This window comes from Flavobacterium psychraerolatum, assembly GCF_025960985.1.
In the GTDB taxonomy this organism is placed as follows: domain Bacteria; phylum Bacteroidota; class Bacteroidia; order Flavobacteriales; family Flavobacteriaceae; genus Flavobacterium.
In genome coordinates this window covers 71,030-88,148 of sequence record NZ_JAOQMX010000005.1, presented here as the reverse complement: position 1 = coordinate 88,148, position 17,119 = coordinate 71,030, and the positions used below count along the sequence as shown (strand labels likewise).

Genomic DNA, 17,119 nt, shown 5'->3' with positions numbered 1-17,119 from the left:
TTAACTATTAATCAGTGATGTTTACAGTGTTTACTGATTGATTTTCAGTGTAATAAAATTTTTTATCTAATATTTTTGTCATGGAGTATCTTAATCCTATGACAAAATGACTTAATTATATATATGTCAAATCATAAAATAAGTACAATTGACAACCTGTCACTTCAAGAACTTGACTCTCAAGCAGAATTAATTCCGTTATTAACTCCCGAGGATGAGGAGGAGATGATGAATGAAGTTCTACCTGAAACGATTCCGATTCTTCCTTTACGAAATATGGTTCTATTTCCAGGTGTAGTAATTCCAATTACAGCGGGACGAGACAAATCAATTAAATTAATTGATGATGCAAACGCAGTTGGGAAAATCATTGGGGTAGTAGCTCAAATTGACGAAGATGTTGAAGAACCTACAAAAAATGATATTCATAAGATAGGAACTGTAGCAAGAATTTTGCGTGTTTTAAAAATGCCTGATGGGAATACGACTGTAATCATTCAAGGTAAAAAACGTTTTGAAATTACAGAAGTAATTTCTGAAGAGCCGTACATGACCGCTACTATAAAAGATGTAGTTGAGAAGAAGCCTAAAGCAAAAAATGGTGAATTCATAGCCATACTAGAATCTGTCAAAGAGTTGGCTATTCAAATCATAAAAGAAAGCCCTAGTATTCCTAGTGAAGCTACTTTTGCGATTAAAAATATTGAAAGCCAGTCATTTCTTGTGAATTTTGTTACTTCAAATTTAAATCTTACAGTTAAAGAAAAGCAAGATTTACTTGCTATTAATAACTTAAAAGATAGAGCATTAGAGACTTTGAAATACATGAATATTGAGTTGCAGAAATTGGAACTTAAAAACGATATTCAATCAAAAGTTCGCTTTGATTTAGACCAACAACAAAGAGAATATTTCTTGCATCAACAGATGAAAACCATTCAAGAAGAATTGGGTGGCGTGTCTCAAGAGGAAGAAATGGACGAAATGCTGGTAAAGTCTAAAACAAAAAAATGGGACGAAAAGTCCAAATTACATTTTGAGAAAGAATTATCCAAAATGAGACGTATGAACCCCCAAGCACCTGACTTTGGAATTCAACGTAACTATTTGGAAGTGTTATTAGATTTACCGTGGAACGAATATTCTAACGATAATTTTGATCTAAAAAAAGCACAAAAAATATTAGATAGAGATCACTTTGGCTTAGAAGACGTCAAAAAACGTATGATAGAGCATTTGGCTGTATTAAAGTTGCGTAATGATATGAAATCGCCAATTATTTGTTTGACAGGACCTCCCGGTGTTGGTAAAACATCAATTGGACGTTCGGTTGCAGAAGCGCTAGGTAGAGAGTATGTACGAATATCTCTTGGTGGTTTACGTGATGAAGCAGAGATACGCGGACATAGAAAAACATATGTGGGTGCTATGCCTGGAAGAATTATTCAAAGTTTAAAAAAAGCAGGAACATCTAATCCAGTTTTTGTTTTGGACGAAATAGATAAACTTTCGAACAGTAATCAAGGAGATCCATCTTCGGCATTATTAGAAGTATTAGATCCAGAACAAAACAGTACATTTTACGACAATTTTGTAGAGTTAGGTTATGATTTATCCAAAATAATGTTTATTGCTACATCCAATAATATGGGCGCAATTCAACCTGCTTTACGTGATCGTATGGAAATAATTAAAATGTCCGGTTATACAATTGAAGAGAAAGTAGAAATTGCAAAACAGCATCTTTTTCCACGTCAATTAAAAGAACATGGAATGACAAGTAAAGATTTATCCATTGGAAAGAAACAATTAGAAAAAATCATAGAAGGTTATACTCGTGAATCAGGTGTACGTGGTTTGGAGGCAAAAATTGCTCAAGTGATTCGTAATGCGGCCAAATCGGTAGCAATGGAAGAGCAGTATAATGTTAAAGTTACTGATGCTGATATTATTGAAGTGTTGGGAGCAGCAAGGTTGGAAAGAGATAAATACGAATCTAATGACGTTGCTGGATTAGTAACAGGATTAGCTTGGACTAGTGTTGGTGGTGATATTTTATTTATAGAATCTTTAATTTCTCCAGGAAAAGGAACTATGACAATTACAGGTAACTTAGGTACTGTGATGAAAGAGTCAGCTACTATTGCTTTAGAGTATATCAAGGCTAATACAGAGTTACTAGGATTAAATCCAGAAGTTCTAACCAAGCATAATATTCATTTACATGTACCAGAAGGAGCGACACCAAAAGATGGACCTAGCGCTGGAATTGCTATGTTGACCTCTTTAGTGTCATTGTTGACACAAAAACGTGTTAAGAAAAATATAGCCATGACTGGCGAAATTACACTTAGAGGTAAAGTGCTTCCTGTGGGAGGAATAAAAGAAAAAATATTAGCTGCCAAAAGAGCAAATATCAAGGAAATTATTTTATGTCATGAAAATAAAAGTGATATAGACGAAATTAAACCTGAATATATTTCGGGGCTTACATTTCATTTTGTGAAAGAAATGAGTGAAGTATTGGCAATTGCTATTACTGATCAAAATGTAAAAAATGCCAAAAAACTATAATAAATAGAATTTTTTTAAAATAGTAATAAAACCAGAGTTAAGCTCCATTATATGCTTTTGACTTTGGTTTTATTATTAAATTTGGATTTAATATTAAAAAATAATTAATTATAGCATTATAATTTTATCTTCGCAACTGCGTTGTAATATACACCAATAGAGAAATTTAAAGCATGTTAAAAAAACATCTTATTTATTTGTTTTTACTTTTTTGTTCAATTTCTTACTCTCAAATTGGGGGAAAGAGTGTGTATCAATTTCTAAATTTGGTTACCTCTCCACGACAAGCTGCTCTAGGAGGTAAAACGGTTACTGTATATGATGGGGATGTAAATCAAGGTAGTTTTAATCCAGCATCAATTAATGCCGAAATGGACAACCATTTGGCAATTAATTATGGTAGTTATTTTGGAGAAGTTACTTATGGTACAGCTGCTTATGCTTACACTTATGATCGTCATGTACAAACCATACATGCAGGAGTTAGTTATATTAACTATGGTAATTTTGATGGTTATGACGAAAATGGTCAAAGTACAGCTTCATTTTCTGGTAGTGAAATAGCGTTATCTGGGGGTTATGCGTATAATGTTCCAAATACTACTTTGCATATTGGTGCTAACGCCAAATTAATATCATCTAGTCTAGAGACGTATAGTTCTTTTGGAGGTGCAATTGATTTGGGTGCTATATATATTGATGAGGCCAATGATGTAAATTGGGGATTAGTCATTCGAAACATTGGAACACAATTCACAACCTATTCAGGGATACGTGAAAAATTACCAATGGAGATTATTTTTGGAGTTTCACAAGAATTAGAGCACGTACCGATTCGTTGGCATTTAAATTTAGAAAATCTCCAGCAATGGAACATTTCATTTTCAAATCCATCAAGAGCAACATCATCGTTTGATGGTTCAATTACCGAAGAAAAAATATCATTTTTAGGCAATGCTTTCCGCCATGTTATTTTAGGAGCCGAATTATTTCCCAAAAAAGCATTTAATATACGAATGAGTTATAACTTTAGAAGAGCACAAGAATTAAAAATTGTAGAACAACGCAATTTTTCAGGTTTTTCTTTAGGATTAGGGTTAAAAATGAACAAGTTAAAGTTTGATTATTCCTATTCTAGATATACTTTGGCAGGAAATACCAGCCTTTTTGGTTTAACTATTAATTTTCAATAAAATATTTTGAGTTCAAAAATTACCATAGCAATTGATGGATTTTCATCTACAGGAAAAAGTACACTAGCCAAACAATTGGCAAAATATCTAGGATATGTCTTTGTAGATACTGGGGCAATGTACCGTGCTATCACTTGGTATTCTATGCAGAATGGATATATTACTAAAGAGTATTTTGATACCACTTCCTTAATAAATAGTTTATCTAGTATTCAATTAAAATTCGAATTCAAGCCAGAAATGGGGTTGGCTGTAATGTTACTTAATGGAGTTGATATAGAGAAAGAAATACGTACTATAGAAGTTTCTAGTTTTGTGAGTAAAATAGCCGAACTAGCAGAGGTTCGTTCCAAATTGGTTGAACAACAGCAAGAAATGGGGAAGGATAAAGGAATTGTTATGGATGGTAGAGATATAGGAACCGTTGTTTTTCCTACTGCAGAATTAAAGTTGTATATGACCGCTAATGCACAAACGAGAGCACAGCGTCGTTTTGATGAACTCGTTGCTAGAGGGGATACTGTTACTTTTAAGGAAATTTATGATAACGTAGTGGAACGTGATTATATAGACACTCATAGAGATAATTCTCCATTGGTAAAGGCATCAGATGCTATTGAAATCGATAATTCTGAAATGACAAGAGAAACACAGTTTGAATTAGTATTGGATTTAGTTCAAAAGGCTATTAAACTCAAGTAACACTTATGTTTTAAGGATTAAGGAATTCTTTAATCATTTTTGGTACTTCTTTTTCGGGAGTAGGAAAATTATGTAATTCTTTGTTCTTATATATAGTAAAAGTTGATTTAGCGATTAAACCCTCTCCAGATGGAGCAATAAATAATAAATCTAGCCGATCTAATATTTTTTTAAAATCCCATCGCCAAACATCATAATATTCAATAATAAGATCAAAATCTGTCGGAGGAATATTGTCTTTGCTACCGATCACTGCTTGGATACCATTTTTTTCTAACTCTTGCTTAATAACTTCAGCTGTATTTCCAATAACTGCCGCATTTTGAGCAGGTATATCAGCTGGAATATAGATGGGAAATGGGGTTATTGTACCGAAATGGAATTTTATATATTGAGAATTTTTAGCTGATATGATATAGGTTTTTTTATAAGTATTTACTTTCTCTTTATCAAATTTGGTAGTTTTGATAGTTCCTGCACAACTTACTAAAAACAAACAGAATGTTATTGCCCAGCAGTATTTATACATAAGATATCTTTTTAATTATAGTGGCGACTTTCTTATTTTGAAAATTCCACATAGAGCGCAAAAATAGTTAAAGTTTATACAATAAAAGGTAATGTAGAGATTTTGATACCGTTGTTTTTATAAGTTTACTTATTTTTAGCATTAATTAAAAAACACTATGAAAAAATCAATTTTATCAGGGGTAATAGCTTTTATTTTTACCCTTTTAATGAGCCCTACTAGTTATGCTCAAAAATTCAAGCCGCTTGACGCTAGTCCAATGGATGCAATTTCTTTTCCAATTTCAAGTAAAGAAGCTAATAAAGAAATTAAAGTAGTTTACAGTAGACCACAGTTAAAAGATAGAAGTCTTGCTACATTGGTTCCAAATGGTAAAGTTTGGCGTACAGGCGCAAATGAGGCAGTAGACATAATACTTTACAAAGATGTAAAGTTGGGTGGTAAACTAGTGAAAGCAGGTGAGTACTCTTTATTTACTATCCCAGGAGAAAAAACTTGGACAATTATTTTAAGTAAAGACATCAATGTTTGGGGAGCTTATTCTTATAATGAAGCAAATGATGTTATTAGAGTATCGGCTCCTGTGACTTCTGGTGAGTCTTTAGAAAGTTTTTCAATGACTTTTGAAAATGATGGAACTTTATTAATGGGGTGGGGAACTACTAGAGTAGCAGTACCTTTCAATAATTAATTAGTCACTTTTATACAAAACAAAGCCTTTTTAGTAATACTAAAAAGGCTTTGTTTTTTTGTTTTATAAAGTAATAATCCCCTTTGTGTATAAATTTAAAGCTTCCTGTAAAATAGTTTCAATTATTTGTATATCTAAATCTTCGGAAGCTTTAATTTGAAGTATCTTCATCCTAGAACGGTTTCCTTTTTTCAATTTAGGATGAGAAAGTAATACTCCTTCTGCCATTAGAATGTATGGATCACTAGTTTTTTTGTCAGTCCATAAATAGCAAAATATCTTTTTAAAATAACAAAAACATGGCATCCCATATTTACGTGTTTCGGTAATATTGACATCTTGTTTTAGGATAATTGCTCTTAGAGTAAGTAAACAACTTTTGCTTGGTTCTTCCTTATTTAGGTAGAAAAAGAGTAGTTCGGGAATCATTTGGTTTTAGTTTTTGTTACAATTCTGTTTAATATTATCTATTATGAGATTTTAATATGTATAAATTTAAAATAAAAACAAACGTTATTATCCTTTTTTTATAATAATTTCAGTTATATTATATTTAATATTATTTTTGTTATAAACTGATTTTTATAATTTTAACTATTATAGTTTGAAGTAATACTATAGGTAATGCATAATTATAATTTAAAATATTGATTTTACAACTATACCTGTAATCTTACTCTAATATACCTTTTTTATAATTTGATAAAAAATGAAAACTTATGGAGTATTTTTATTTAAAAATTCCTATTATTGTATCCCATAAAAACGATTGTATACGAGTTCAGAATCTATCTGATTTATAGCCAATAGACCTAAGCTTATTTAAGTTGAGACCAATGGGTTTGGATTATTTATCTTGATAAAAACTTGATATAATCAATGATGAAATAATTAAAAATTCTTCGAATAGTACTAATTCTACAATTAATAAATTGAATTCGTACTTATCAAACAACAATTAGAATAAACAAAAACAACAACTTTATTTTTAAAGTCTTATTTGGTATTTTATGAACATAAAAATTAAATTAACTATCATGAGTTTCTTACAACTATTTGTTTGGGGAGCTTGGTTGATAACTATTGGGACTTATTGTTTTAATACAAAAGGTTGGACAGGAGCAGAGTTCGGTGCAATCTTTTCGACTTTAGGTCTTTCTTCAATTTTTATGCCGCCAATAACTGGTATTTTGGCCGATAGATGGATTAATGCTGAAAAGCTTTATGGTATTTTGCATATTTTGTATGGTTTGGTTTTACTTTATGTACCACAAGTTAACGATCCAAATACTTTGTATTATGTAATCTTTTTGGCTATGATTTTCTATATGCCAACACTTTCGTTATCTAATTCTATTTCATACTCAATATTGAAGAATAATGCTATGGATGTTGTAAAAGATTTTCCTCCCATTCGAGTGTGGGGAACTGTTGGTTTTATTGTAGCGATGTGGATCACCAATCTTACAGGAAGTAAAGCCAATGCTAACCAATTTTATATCGCGGCAGTGTTTGCCATTGCTTTGGGTTTATATTCATTTACCTTACCTAAATGTCCTCCGCAAAAACTAACGGTGAATAAATCTTCTTGGGTAGAATTATTTGGACTTAATGCTTTTCGATTATTCTCGACCTATAAAATGGCTTTGTTTTTCTTGTTTTCTATGTTCTTGGGAGGAGCATTACAATTAACCAATATGTATGGAGATTCTTTTTTGTCTGATTTTGCAAAAATACCAGCATATGCAGACTCATTTGTAGTGCAATATTCTACTATTGTGCTTTCAATTTCTCAAATTTCTGAAACATTATTTATTTTAGCTATTCCATTTTTCTTAAAACGTTTTGGAATCAAACAAGTAATGCTTATTAGTATGTTAGCTTGGGTATTGCGATTTGTGTTTTTTGCATACGGTGATCCAGTTGGTGGGTTATGGATGATCTTATTATCATGCGTTGTATATGGTATGGCTTTTGACTTTTTTAATATTTCAGGTTCATTATTTATAGAAACTACAACAGATTCCTCTATTCGCTCAAGTGCTCAAGGATTATTTATGATGATGACCAATGGTTTTGGAGCTGTTTTAGGCAGTAAAGCAAGTGGTTATCTTATTGATACTTATTTTACTACGGGAAATAATAAAGATTGGTCTTCAATCTGGCTTTCATTTGCTGTGTATGCTTTGGTTATTGCCATTGCTTTTGCTATTTTATTTAAGCATGAACATAATCCAAAAGATAGTGTTAATGAGGTTGTTAAAGTTTAATACAATGGAAATTTCGATTCAATTTTAGATTATGATAGTAAAGTATTAAACTGCTATTGGGGCTAGATTAATATTTTTGGTTATAATCTCATCTCTGTATTTAGTAATGCATTGCAATCAGAAACTACTTCTAGGGAAATTCAATATCCAGCCTAATTGGTATAATTATACTAATTTATAAAAGAGTAATTACTTGTAATATTTCTGTATTTAAAGCGATCAGGAGTATCTCTTTTTGGTGAAATTTATGGTGTTTTTATAGGAAATGATTTTGTTGTTCTATATTAGCTTTGATTTTGGAAGCAAACTAGTAAATAACAAAAAAAAATATTAGTTTTACAAAACTTGATTATTGAGGGGTTTCTCTGGTATTTCCAAAATCTTTCAACAATTAATAGAGTTTTAATATATTTAAGCAAAATTTGAAAAGATGAGTTACTATAAAATAGACAATTTAGAACAATATTTTAAACACTATAATAAATCGGTTCGTGAGCCTAGAAAATTTTGGGGGAAAATTGCTGAAGAAAACTTTACTTGGTACCAACAATGGGACAAGGTAGTAGAGTTTAATATGGCTGAAGCTGAAGTTGAATGGTTTTCTGGAGCTAAGGTTAATATTGTAAAGAATTGTATTGATAGACATTTAAATAAAAGAGGTGAAAAAACGGCTATTATTTTTGAGCCAAATAATCCCGAAGAAGAAGCCTTACATATTAGTTATAACGAACTTCACCAACGTGTTTGCAAAATGGCAAATGTATTGCGTGAACAAGGAATTAAAAAAGGAGATAGAGTTTGTATTTATTTACCAATGATTCCAGAATTAGCTGTCTCTGTTCTCGCTTGTGCACGTATTGGTGCTATACACTCAGTAGTATTTGCTGGGTTTTCTTCTTCAGCAGTAACAAGTCGAATTAACGATAGTGAATGTAAAATGGTTATCACTTCTGATGGTGGATTCCGTGGTAATAAAACTATTGTTTTGAAACCTATTGTTGATGAAGCATTAGAAAAATGTCCAAGTGTCACTTCTGTTTTAGTAGTTAAGAGAACCAATTCGCCCATCACAATGAAAGAAGGTAGGGATGTCTATTTGCAACCTTTACTTGATGAGGCCTCTGATAATAGTGTTGCAGAAATTATGGATGCTGAAGATCCTTTATTTATCCTTTATACTTCGGGTTCAACTGGAAAGCCAAAAGGAATGGTACACACTACAGCTGGTTACATGGTTTATTCAGCTTACACATTTAAGAACGTATTTAATTACGAAGAAAATGATATTTTTTGGTGTACTGCTGACATTGGTTGGATTACAGGGCATTCTTATATTTTGTATGGACCTTTATTAAACGGTGCGACAACAGTGATTTTTGAAGGAGTACCTTCTTATCCAGATTTCAGTCGTTTTTGGGAAGTAATTGAAAAACATAAAGTAACGCAGTTTTATACTGCTCCAACTGCAATCCGTGCTCTTGCAAAAGAAAGCTTAGATTACGTATTGAAATACCCTTTCAAATCATTAAAAGTTGTTGGGTCTGTTGGGGAACCACTTAATGAAGAAGCTTGGCATTGGTTTAATGACCATGTGGGGGCAAAAAGATGTCCAGTAGTAGATACTTGGTGGCAAACAGAAACTGGTGGAATTATGATTTCGCCAATAGCATTTGTAACACCAACAAAACCAACATATGCTACTTTGCCATTACCAGGTATTCAACCTGTGATTATGGATAATAAGCGCAATGAAATTGAAGGTAATCAACAAGAGGGTAGTTTGTGTATCAAATTTCCATGGCCAGGTATTGCACGAACTATTTGGAATGATCATGAGCGTTACAAAGAAACTTATTTTTCTCAATTTCCAGGTAAATACTTTACAGGTGATGGAGCTTTAAGAGATGAAGTTGGTTATTACCGTATTACTGGTCGTGTAGACGATGTAGTGATTGTTTCGGGTCATAATTTAGGTACTGCACCCATCGAGGATGCAATCAATGAGCACCCAGCTGTAGCTGAAAGTGCTATTGTAGGCTTTCCTCATGACGTAAAAGGAAAAGCATTATACGGTTTTGTAATTTTGAAAGAAACAGGCGAATTAAGAAATAAAGAAAATTTATTCTTGGAAATAAATAGACATATTGCAGACCATATTGGACCAATTGCCAAATTAGACAAAATTCAATATGTATCTGGATTACCAAAAACACGCTCTGGTAAAATCATGCGTCGTATTTTGCGAAAAATAGCAGAGGGTGATTATTCAAATTTTGGTGATACTAGCACATTACTAAACCCTGAAATTGTAGAAGAAATTAAAGAAGGTAGGATAGAGTAAAGATCTATTTCAATACAATAAAAAAAAATACTCATGGTTTATCTATTGAGTATTTTTTTTGTTTAATTTATAAGTTTTTTCAAATAGATTTACGAAGAATTTACTTTATATAGCACTAAAAAAATATTAAAAACCTTTTGTAACTTTGACCATTAGAAAATAATTAACTCCTATGAAATATCTTTTTCTGCTGCTTTCCTACATTGCAATTGGGCAACAAGTAAAATCTGTTGATTTTATAAAATCTTGTGGAAAAATTGAGCTCAATGCTCAAGATAAATCTATTTCTGGGAAAGTGAATTATGAGTTTAAAGTGATGGTAGCTATTGATACAATTCGGATTGATGCTCAAAAGATGACTTTTAAAAATATATTAGTAAATGGTAAACAAATTATTTATACTAATACGGAAAAAGAATTACTATTGATTGCTCCATTTAAAAAAGGAAAATACAAATTAGAATTGGATTATAAAGTAATTCCTAATCAAGCTTTGTATTTTGTTGGTGACTTTGAATTATCAGGAGAATCTAAAATACCATCACAAATTTGGACGCAGGGACAAGGACGTTATACCAGCAACTGGTATCCAAGTTTTGATGACGTTAATGAAAAAATGATTTTTAATCTTGAAATCACTTTCGATAAAGAATATCAGGTTACTACAAATGGTGTTCTGAAAGCAAAAATTGAAGGCCTTAAAAAAACAGTTTGGAAGTATAAAATGAATAATCCTATGAGTTCTTATCTATTGATGCTCGGAATTGGAAAGTATGATTTGTATAAGGAGAAATCAGACTCGGGTATTCCATTAGAAATGTATCTTGAGATGTCTGATACAGCAAAATTTGAAACTACCTACCGAGATTCTAAAAAGATTTTTGATTTTCTAGAAAACAAGATAGGTGTGAAGTATCCCTGGAAAGTGTACCGTCAAATTCCGGTTCGTGATTTTCTTTATGCTGGTATGGAAAATACGTCTGCAACCATTTTTTCGAGTCGTTATGTTGTAGATTCTATTGGTTTTGAAGATAGAAGTTATACCAATGTGAATGCACATGAATTGGCTCACCAATGGTTTGGTGATTTAGTTACAGCAAAAAATGGTACACATCATTGGCTTCAGGAAGGGTTTGCTACATATTATGCACTTTTGACGGAGAAAGAATTAAAAGGAGAGGATTATTTTTATGCCAAAATGTATGAATCGGCACAGCAGATAAAATATGCTTCTCGCACGGATAGTATTCCGATTTTGAATGCAAAAGCAAGTTCATTAAGTTTTTATCAAAAAGGAGCTTGGGCTTTATTCGTTTTAGAAAATGAAATTGGAGAAAAAGCTTTTGCAAAAGCAGTTCAATCCTATCTTAAAAAATATCAATACAAAACGGTTACTACCTCCGATTTCTTTACTGAAATCAAGAAATTCTCTAATTATGATTTAGATAAATTCAGTAAAGTATGGCTTGAGGGTTACGTGTTTAATACGCCTAAGTCCAATGAGTTGTTATTGAAGAATAAGATGATTCAGTTACTCTTTAAAATTGAAGGTATGAAAGGAGTTAAATTATCTGATAAAATTATTATTTTTAAAGATATATTAGTTTCAGATAGTAATATTATAGTCAAAAAAGCAATTTTAAATCAATTAAAAAATGAAAAATGGGAAGATAAAAAACCTCTTTTTGATGCAGCATTAAATACTAATGAAGTAGAATTAAGACAGCAAATAGCAGCTTTAATTCCCAAAATACCAGAGGATTTTCGTTTAAAATATGAGACTTTATTAAAGGATAAATCGTATCAAACGCAAGAATTGGCATTGTATTATCTGTGGAGTAATTTTCCAGAAAAAAGATTTCAATACCTAGAACAATCAAAAAGGTGGATAGGATTTAATGATTATAATTTACGAACTTTATGGTTATCATTGGCACTTTCAACCCCAAATTACATTACCGATAAACCTCCCTTAATAGCTGAATTAATCCAGTATTCTAGTCCGAAGTATGAAGCAATCACGAGACAGAATGCACTTGAGAGATTAATAAGCTTTAAAATTATCAATGATGTAGTCTTAATTAATTTGGTCAAAGCAACCACACATCATATGTGGCAGTTTTCTAAATTCGGTAGAGATTCTATACGTAAAATGCTCAAAGAAGCAGGAATGAAGACCACTTTTGAGCATATTCTACCACAATTGAATGAAGCTGAAAAATTTCAACTGAATCGCTTATTGAATGAATTATAAACTTACCATAATTCACTTACTTCACCTTTAATGAAGGCGATAGCGGTATTACTTGGAGTTGATTTATCTAATAAATTACTTAATATATAAGCTCTCAAATTATTAGCATCTGTAGTTTTTTCATCTTGAGCGCCAAGTCGTATCATTTGAATTGTAGCATTTTTGGCTGTCAAGATAATAGACCAACATTTTGCTGATATATATATTTGTTGTGTTAAGTTGTGCTCAAACTCTTGCTCAATTTGTGCAATCAAATAGTTTTGATAATCTATTTTGTCTGTTGAAATGGGTTGTACACGTACTAATAATTGCGATGGATTAATACGTTCAGTAAATAAGATCATGCGTTCATACGCTTGTAAACGTAAAGGTAAAATTGCAGGCTTATTTTCCTTTTCTAGCAACCAGCGTCTCGTATTTTGTTGGTCCTTAAAATGTGCATCGAATAGGTAAGAGGCCACAGCTCCTGTTATTATTGAAGGAATTGTATATGAGAGTAGTGTTATCAATTGAGTTGAGTCCATTATAATTCAAATTAAGTCACAAAAATATATAATTTTGAATAGATTATATCAGCATTATCAATTTTGAAATCTTATTTTTGCAAATTGATTCTTTTGTTACCGATTTATGGAAAATTATATATTGATTATGTTGTGCGTGGCAGCATTTGTTGCAGGCTTTATTGACGCTATTGTGGGAGGAGGTGGACTAATACAGACACCAGCGGGATTAATTTTATTACCAAACCTACCGGTATCAACTGTCATTGGAACTTTAAAAATACCCGCTTTTAGTGGTACTTCTTTTGCTGCATTTCAATATTTGAAAAAGGTTACCATGAATTGGCGATTATTATTCTTAATGATGATTGTTGCAATACCGTCTGCATTTGCTGGATCGACGTTATTGACGTATGTAAGTAATGATTTCATGAAACCTTTATTACTGTTTATACTGTCATTATTGGCAATTTATACTTATGCCAAGAAAAATTTTGGACAACTAGTAGAAAAAAATCTTAGCAAACGCCAACAACTTATAAATGCAGTTTTAATAAGTTTTATAGTTGGTATGTATGATGGCTTTATAGGTCCGGGTACAGGTAGTTTTTTTGTAGTTGCTTTTATTGCCTTGATGGGATTTGATTTTTTACATGCTTCTGCTAATGCTAAAATGGTAAATTTGGCAACTAACTTTGGTTCTATCGTTTTATTTATTATTAAAGGTAAAATTATTTGGATGATAGCCATTCCAATGGCATTTTGCAATGCAATAGGAGGGTGGTTTGGGGCAAAAGTAGCTATAAACAAAGGAAACGGTTTTATTAGAGTCTTTTTTTTGGTAGTGGTTGTAGGGACATTAATCCGTTTTGCATATGACGTGTTTTGGAATAAGTAATAAGTCCTTTTTGGAATAAAATGCTAATATAGTTTCCTTATATTTTACTTTTTTTTCTAAGATAAAATAGTCCAATTATGGGGCCGATACCAAGAATGATAAATATATACACAGTATTAGTTGCGCTAATAAAATAGCTAATTAGCTGAATACTTACTATTGTTACCAAAAAACCAATAGAGTTCACAATTGTAATAATTGATCCTCTACTATTTTGTGGTGATTCTTGAGCAATTAGTGTTGAAAAAAGTGGTGAATCAGCAATTACTACTAACGACCAAAACAGTAAAAATAGTTTAAAACCTACTTCTGAGCTATTTTGTAAAAACAATGGAGAAAGTAAACAGCAAAATGTAGAGAGTAGTAAAATGATTTGAGAAAGTTTTTTTGTCCCGACTCTTTTGGATAAATACCCACTAGCAACACAAGCCAAGCTACCAATTGCAATGATAAAGAAACTTAATAACGAATAGTTAGTTTGGGGATTTGGGTGGTTTTTATAATATTGCTGAATCATCAATGGAACAAAAGTCCAGAAGGCGTATAACTCCCACATATGTCCAAAATACCCAATCGCAGCAGCTGATAATTTTTGATTTTTAAAAGCGTCTAAAATTGCTGTAATTTTGAATGTAGAACCTTTGGAACGATATGGTCCGTCTGGAACTAACAAGTATAATAAAAATCCCCCCAAAACAGAAAATAACGAAGTTGAATAACCAACATATTCCCAAGGCAAGTTTAGTGTAAAACTTTTTATAAAATGAGGAAAAGCGGTCCCCAAAACCAATGCTCCAACCAAATAACCTAATGATTTTCCTAAACCTTCTTGGTAATAATCAGCTGCAATCTTAATTCCGATTGGATAAATTCCAGCTAGAAAGAACCCTGTTAAGAAACGGACTAATAATAAAATTTCAGGTGTAAGATTAGGCAAGTTGACACCTAGGTTAAAAAATGCGGCTAAAAGTGCACTTATAAAAAAGACAAGTGAAGGAGAGAAACGATCCGCTATAGCAAGTAGTGCATATAATAATGTACCTAGAATAAATCCTAACTGAATAGAACTAGTACTATGAGCCAAAAAATTACTTGAAATGCCCAACCTTTGAATCAATTCGGGTAAAATTGCATTACCCGCAAACCATAATGAAGTACATAAAAATTGAGATAAAACGATTATTACTAAAACTTTTTTCATGTATGATTAGTGATTTTAAAATTTACTTGATTTGTTGATTTTCAGAAAAGTCTAGTAAATTTCAATCTAAGTAATAAGTCCGTAAGCAAGTGTAGCGATACAACTTGATACGGACTTGCAGTTTTTAACTAGCTAAATATTCTATTTTGTTATTTATAATTTGGTGTAAATTCCAAGATTAAGAGAAGGAGCTAAAGGAGCATTTTCATTTCCAAAAGCACCAAAAACAGCAAAATTAGCACCAAATTTATCTTGCTTAAACTCATAATTAAATTTTAAACCCAATGCATTATAAGTTTGACGGTCTAAGTAAGATGGCCATTTAGTACTGTTTTTGTCAAATGCTTTTTCTTTTGAGACTACATTTTTAGAGTTAAAAGCCAAAATTAAATGTCCTTTTGGCACGATGCTATAACCTAATTCAGCATCAAATTTAAGATAATCAGAGTAGTCATTAGTCATATAGCCATAGCCTATGTTTCCAAAATAGTACCATTTTCCATTACTTGTTCCAGCAGTAACATAGGGAACAAAAGTATTAGCAGCAAAACCAGTACTTAGATTCTTCCCGTCAATTCCAGTTCCTGATTCAATGGTATTGGCAATATATTGTAATCCAGTACTTATTTTCCAGTTTTTGTCATGAATTTTATATTTTAAACCTAAAGTTATATTCCCTAATCCAGATAGGCTAGCCGAATTAGTATTTACTGTGGAAGTTACATTTATAAATTTATATGGAAGGATAAACTGTGCTTCCAATTTATCTGTAAGACCGTATTCGGTATAAATTTGGCTCGTTACATCTGAATAATCTGCATTCAGTGTTGTTTTTACACCATCAATTTGAGCTAAATTATAAAATAAACCCGAAAAACCAACTTGAACATAGGCTTTTCCTTTTTCTTTGGTCCAAGGACTTTGTGCTTGTGAAAGTTGTGTAAATAGAGCTATGGCTAGTACGGATAATGAGAGGTAAGTTTTTTTCATAAAATAATATTTAGGTTTGGTTTACTATATTATTCACCTTTCGAAAGCAAATATTAAGCTTATTAAAGCACAAATAAGAGTTAAATTGGTAAATTCACTAGTTTAGTCGTTCATAAATCCAAAGCCTGACACTTATTTTGAATTATTATTAAAAATTTCTTTTTCATTAAAATGAATAACACTTTGTGGAAACGGAATTGTTATATTACTTTCTTTAAAAAGTTGGAATATCTTGATTCGCATTTCACTTTTAAGACTTTCTACTCTAAAAACATTTTCGCACCAAAAAATTATCGAAAAATCTAAAGAGGAATCACCAAAATTGGTAAGTCTTATAAACGGTTTAGGATCTTTTTGTACACCTAGCTGTTCATCCACAGCTTGTTGTAAAATATCCATCACCAATGTAACATCTGAATTGTAGTCGACACCTACGTTAACTTCAAAACGGGATGAAAGATTATTATGTGTCCAGTTTATAATTTGATTGTGAGTTAAATCGGTATTGGGTAAGATGATGTATTTGTCATCACGAGTGAGTACAGTTGTTGTTCTCAAATTAATCTCTTTAACAATACAAACTAATCCATTGACTTCAATAATGTCATTTACTTTAACAGAAGAATCTATTAACAAAACAATTCCAGAAACAAAGTCACTAAACAAGTTTTGTAAACCTAAACCAACACCAACTAATAGGGCTGCAGAGCCAGCTACTAATACCGATAGGTTGAAACCCAAAAATTGTAATCCAAAAATAAAAGCAAATACAAGAATAAAATACCTTAATAAGGTATAAATAGAATACTTTTTAGCAAAATCTATTTTTTGGGTCTTATAAATTGTTTTCTTAATTATTTTTAAAAAAATTAAGGTACCAAAGATGAATGTAACAATCATTAAGATACTAGTCACAGTAATAGTAAAATGACCAGATTTTAAAAGGGTATAGGTGAGAAATTCATTCATTATT

Annotated in this window: 14 protein-coding genes; 8 read left to right on the top strand and 6 right to left on the bottom strand. The window is 31.5% G+C overall.

The features are described from left to right. Positions 1–123: 123 nt before the first annotated feature. The 3 genes from lon (at position 124) to cmk (ending at position 4,469) form a co-directional block, all read left to right on the top strand. Positions 124–2,574 carry an endopeptidase La gene (lon, locus tag M2326_RS03520; RefSeq protein ID WP_264618170.1) on the top strand — a complete coding sequence of 817 codons (2,451 nt, stop codon included), beginning with the start codon at positions 124–126 and terminating at the stop codon, positions 2,572–2,574. 173 nt (positions 2,575–2,747) lie between these two features. Then, positions 2,748–3,767: a type IX secretion system protein PorQ gene (porQ, locus tag M2326_RS03515; protein ID WP_264618169.1), complete on the top strand. Its 1,020-nt coding sequence runs from the start codon at positions 2,748–2,750 to the stop codon at positions 3,765–3,767. A gap of 6 nt (positions 3,768–3,773) precedes the next feature. Beyond that, a complete protein-coding gene (gene cmk / locus M2326_RS03510; RefSeq protein WP_264618168.1) occupies positions 3,774–4,469 on the top strand; it encodes a (d)CMP kinase in 696 nt (231 codons plus the stop codon). Positions 4,470–4,479: 10 nt separating this feature from the next. Here cmk and M2326_RS03505 read toward each other — a convergent pair whose 3' ends face one another. After that, positions 4,480–4,965 (bottom strand): hypothetical protein, encoded by a 486-nt coding sequence (locus M2326_RS03505; protein WP_264618167.1) that lies wholly within the window; start codon positions 4,963–4,965, stop codon positions 4,480–4,482. 190 nt (positions 4,966–5,155) lie between these two features. Between M2326_RS03505 and M2326_RS03500 the strand changes: the two genes are divergently transcribed. Continuing rightward, positions 5,156–5,689 carry a DUF2911 domain-containing protein gene (locus M2326_RS03500; RefSeq protein ID WP_264618166.1) on the top strand — a complete coding sequence of 178 codons (534 nt, stop codon included), beginning with the start codon at positions 5,156–5,158 and terminating at the stop codon, positions 5,687–5,689. Between the two features lie 63 nt (positions 5,690–5,752). On the opposite strand, the gene M2326_RS03495 is transcribed toward M2326_RS03500, so the two are convergent. Continuing rightward, positions 5,753–6,118 carry a DUF1801 domain-containing protein gene (locus M2326_RS03495; RefSeq protein ID WP_264618165.1) on the bottom strand — a complete coding sequence of 122 codons (366 nt, stop codon included), beginning with the start codon at positions 6,116–6,118 and terminating at the stop codon, positions 5,753–5,755. A gap of 581 nt (positions 6,119–6,699) precedes the next feature. Between M2326_RS03495 and M2326_RS03490 the strand changes: the two genes are divergently transcribed. The 3 genes from M2326_RS03490 (at position 6,700) to M2326_RS03480 (ending at position 12,554) form a co-directional block, all read left to right on the top strand. Beyond that, positions 6,700–7,959 (top strand): nucleoside permease, encoded by a 1,260-nt coding sequence (locus M2326_RS03490; RefSeq protein ID WP_264618164.1) that lies wholly within the window; start codon positions 6,700–6,702, stop codon positions 7,957–7,959. Positions 7,960–8,389: 430 nt separating this feature from the next. Then, positions 8,390–10,300, top strand: coding sequence for an acetate--CoA ligase (gene acs, locus M2326_RS03485; RefSeq protein WP_264618163.1), 1,911 nt, complete (start codon positions 8,390–8,392; stop codon positions 10,298–10,300). A 172-nt stretch (positions 10,301–10,472) separates the two neighbouring features. Next, on the top strand, positions 10,473–12,554 hold the full coding sequence (locus M2326_RS03480) for a M1 family metallopeptidase (protein ID WP_264618162.1): 2,082 nt from the start codon (positions 10,473–10,475) through the stop codon (positions 12,552–12,554). A gap of 2 nt (positions 12,555–12,556) precedes the next feature. Here the strand turns inward: M2326_RS03480 and M2326_RS03475 are convergent, their stop codons facing one another. After that, entirely contained in the window at positions 12,557–13,078 is a 522-nt protein-coding gene (locus tag M2326_RS03475) for a DUF7935 family protein (RefSeq protein ID WP_264618161.1), read from the bottom strand. Between the two features lie 106 nt (positions 13,079–13,184). Here M2326_RS03475 and M2326_RS03470 point away from each other — a divergent pair, with 106 nt between their 5' ends. Beyond that, positions 13,185–13,955, top strand: a complete 771-nt coding sequence (locus M2326_RS03470; protein WP_264618160.1) for a sulfite exporter TauE/SafE family protein — start codon at positions 13,185–13,187, stop codon at positions 13,953–13,955. 37 nt (positions 13,956–13,992) lie between these two features. On the opposite strand, the gene M2326_RS03465 is transcribed toward M2326_RS03470, so the two are convergent. From M2326_RS03465 to M2326_RS03455, 3 genes are all read right to left on the bottom strand, one after another. Continuing rightward, complete coding sequence (locus M2326_RS03465) at positions 13,993–15,156, bottom strand: MFS transporter (RefSeq protein ID WP_264618159.1); 1,164 nt, start codon at positions 15,154–15,156, stop codon at positions 13,993–13,995. 153 nt (positions 15,157–15,309) lie between these two features. Next, on the bottom strand, positions 15,310–16,146 hold the full coding sequence (locus M2326_RS03460; protein ID WP_264618158.1) for a transporter: 837 nt from the start codon (positions 16,144–16,146) through the stop codon (positions 15,310–15,312). A gap of 132 nt (positions 16,147–16,278) precedes the next feature. Continuing rightward, entirely contained in the window at positions 16,279–17,115 is an 837-nt protein-coding gene (locus M2326_RS03455) for a mechanosensitive ion channel family protein (RefSeq protein WP_264618157.1), read from the bottom strand. Between the last annotated feature and the right edge of the window lie 4 nt (positions 17,116–17,119).

What these genes read in the sequence shown, in the direction of transcription:
- M2326_RS03460 (WP_264618158.1), bottom strand. Translation starts at nt 16,146, where the DNA reads ATGAAAAAAACTTACCTCTCATTATCCGTACTAGCCATAGCTCTATTT.
- porQ (WP_264618169.1), top strand. Translation starts at nt 2,748, where the DNA reads ATGTTAAAAAAACATCTTATTTATTTGTTTTTACTTTTTTGTTCAATT.
- M2326_RS03480 (WP_264618162.1), top strand. Translation starts at nt 10,473, where the DNA reads ATGAAATATCTTTTTCTGCTGCTTTCCTACATTGCAATTGGGCAACAA.
- M2326_RS03465 (WP_264618159.1), bottom strand. Translation starts at nt 15,156, where the DNA reads ATGAAAAAAGTTTTAGTAATAATCGTTTTATCTCAATTTTTATGTACT.
- M2326_RS03495 (WP_264618165.1), bottom strand. Translation starts at nt 6,118, where the DNA reads ATGATTCCCGAACTACTCTTTTTCTACCTAAATAAGGAAGAACCAAGC.
- M2326_RS03490 (WP_264618164.1), top strand. Translation starts at nt 6,700, where the DNA reads ATGAACATAAAAATTAAATTAACTATCATGAGTTTCTTACAACTATTT.
- M2326_RS03470 (WP_264618160.1), top strand. Translation starts at nt 13,185, where the DNA reads ATGGAAAATTATATATTGATTATGTTGTGCGTGGCAGCATTTGTTGCA.
- acs (WP_264618163.1), top strand. Translation starts at nt 8,390, where the DNA reads ATGAGTTACTATAAAATAGACAATTTAGAACAATATTTTAAACACTAT.
- M2326_RS03475 (WP_264618161.1), bottom strand. Translation starts at nt 13,078, where the DNA reads ATGGACTCAACTCAATTGATAACACTACTCTCATATACAATTCCTTCA.
- lon (WP_264618170.1), top strand. Translation starts at nt 124, where the DNA reads ATGTCAAATCATAAAATAAGTACAATTGACAACCTGTCACTTCAAGAA.
- M2326_RS03500 (WP_264618166.1), top strand. Translation starts at nt 5,156, where the DNA reads ATGAAAAAATCAATTTTATCAGGGGTAATAGCTTTTATTTTTACCCTT.
- M2326_RS03455 (WP_264618157.1), bottom strand. Translation starts at nt 17,115, where the DNA reads ATGAATGAATTTCTCACCTATACCCTTTTAAAATCTGGTCATTTTACT.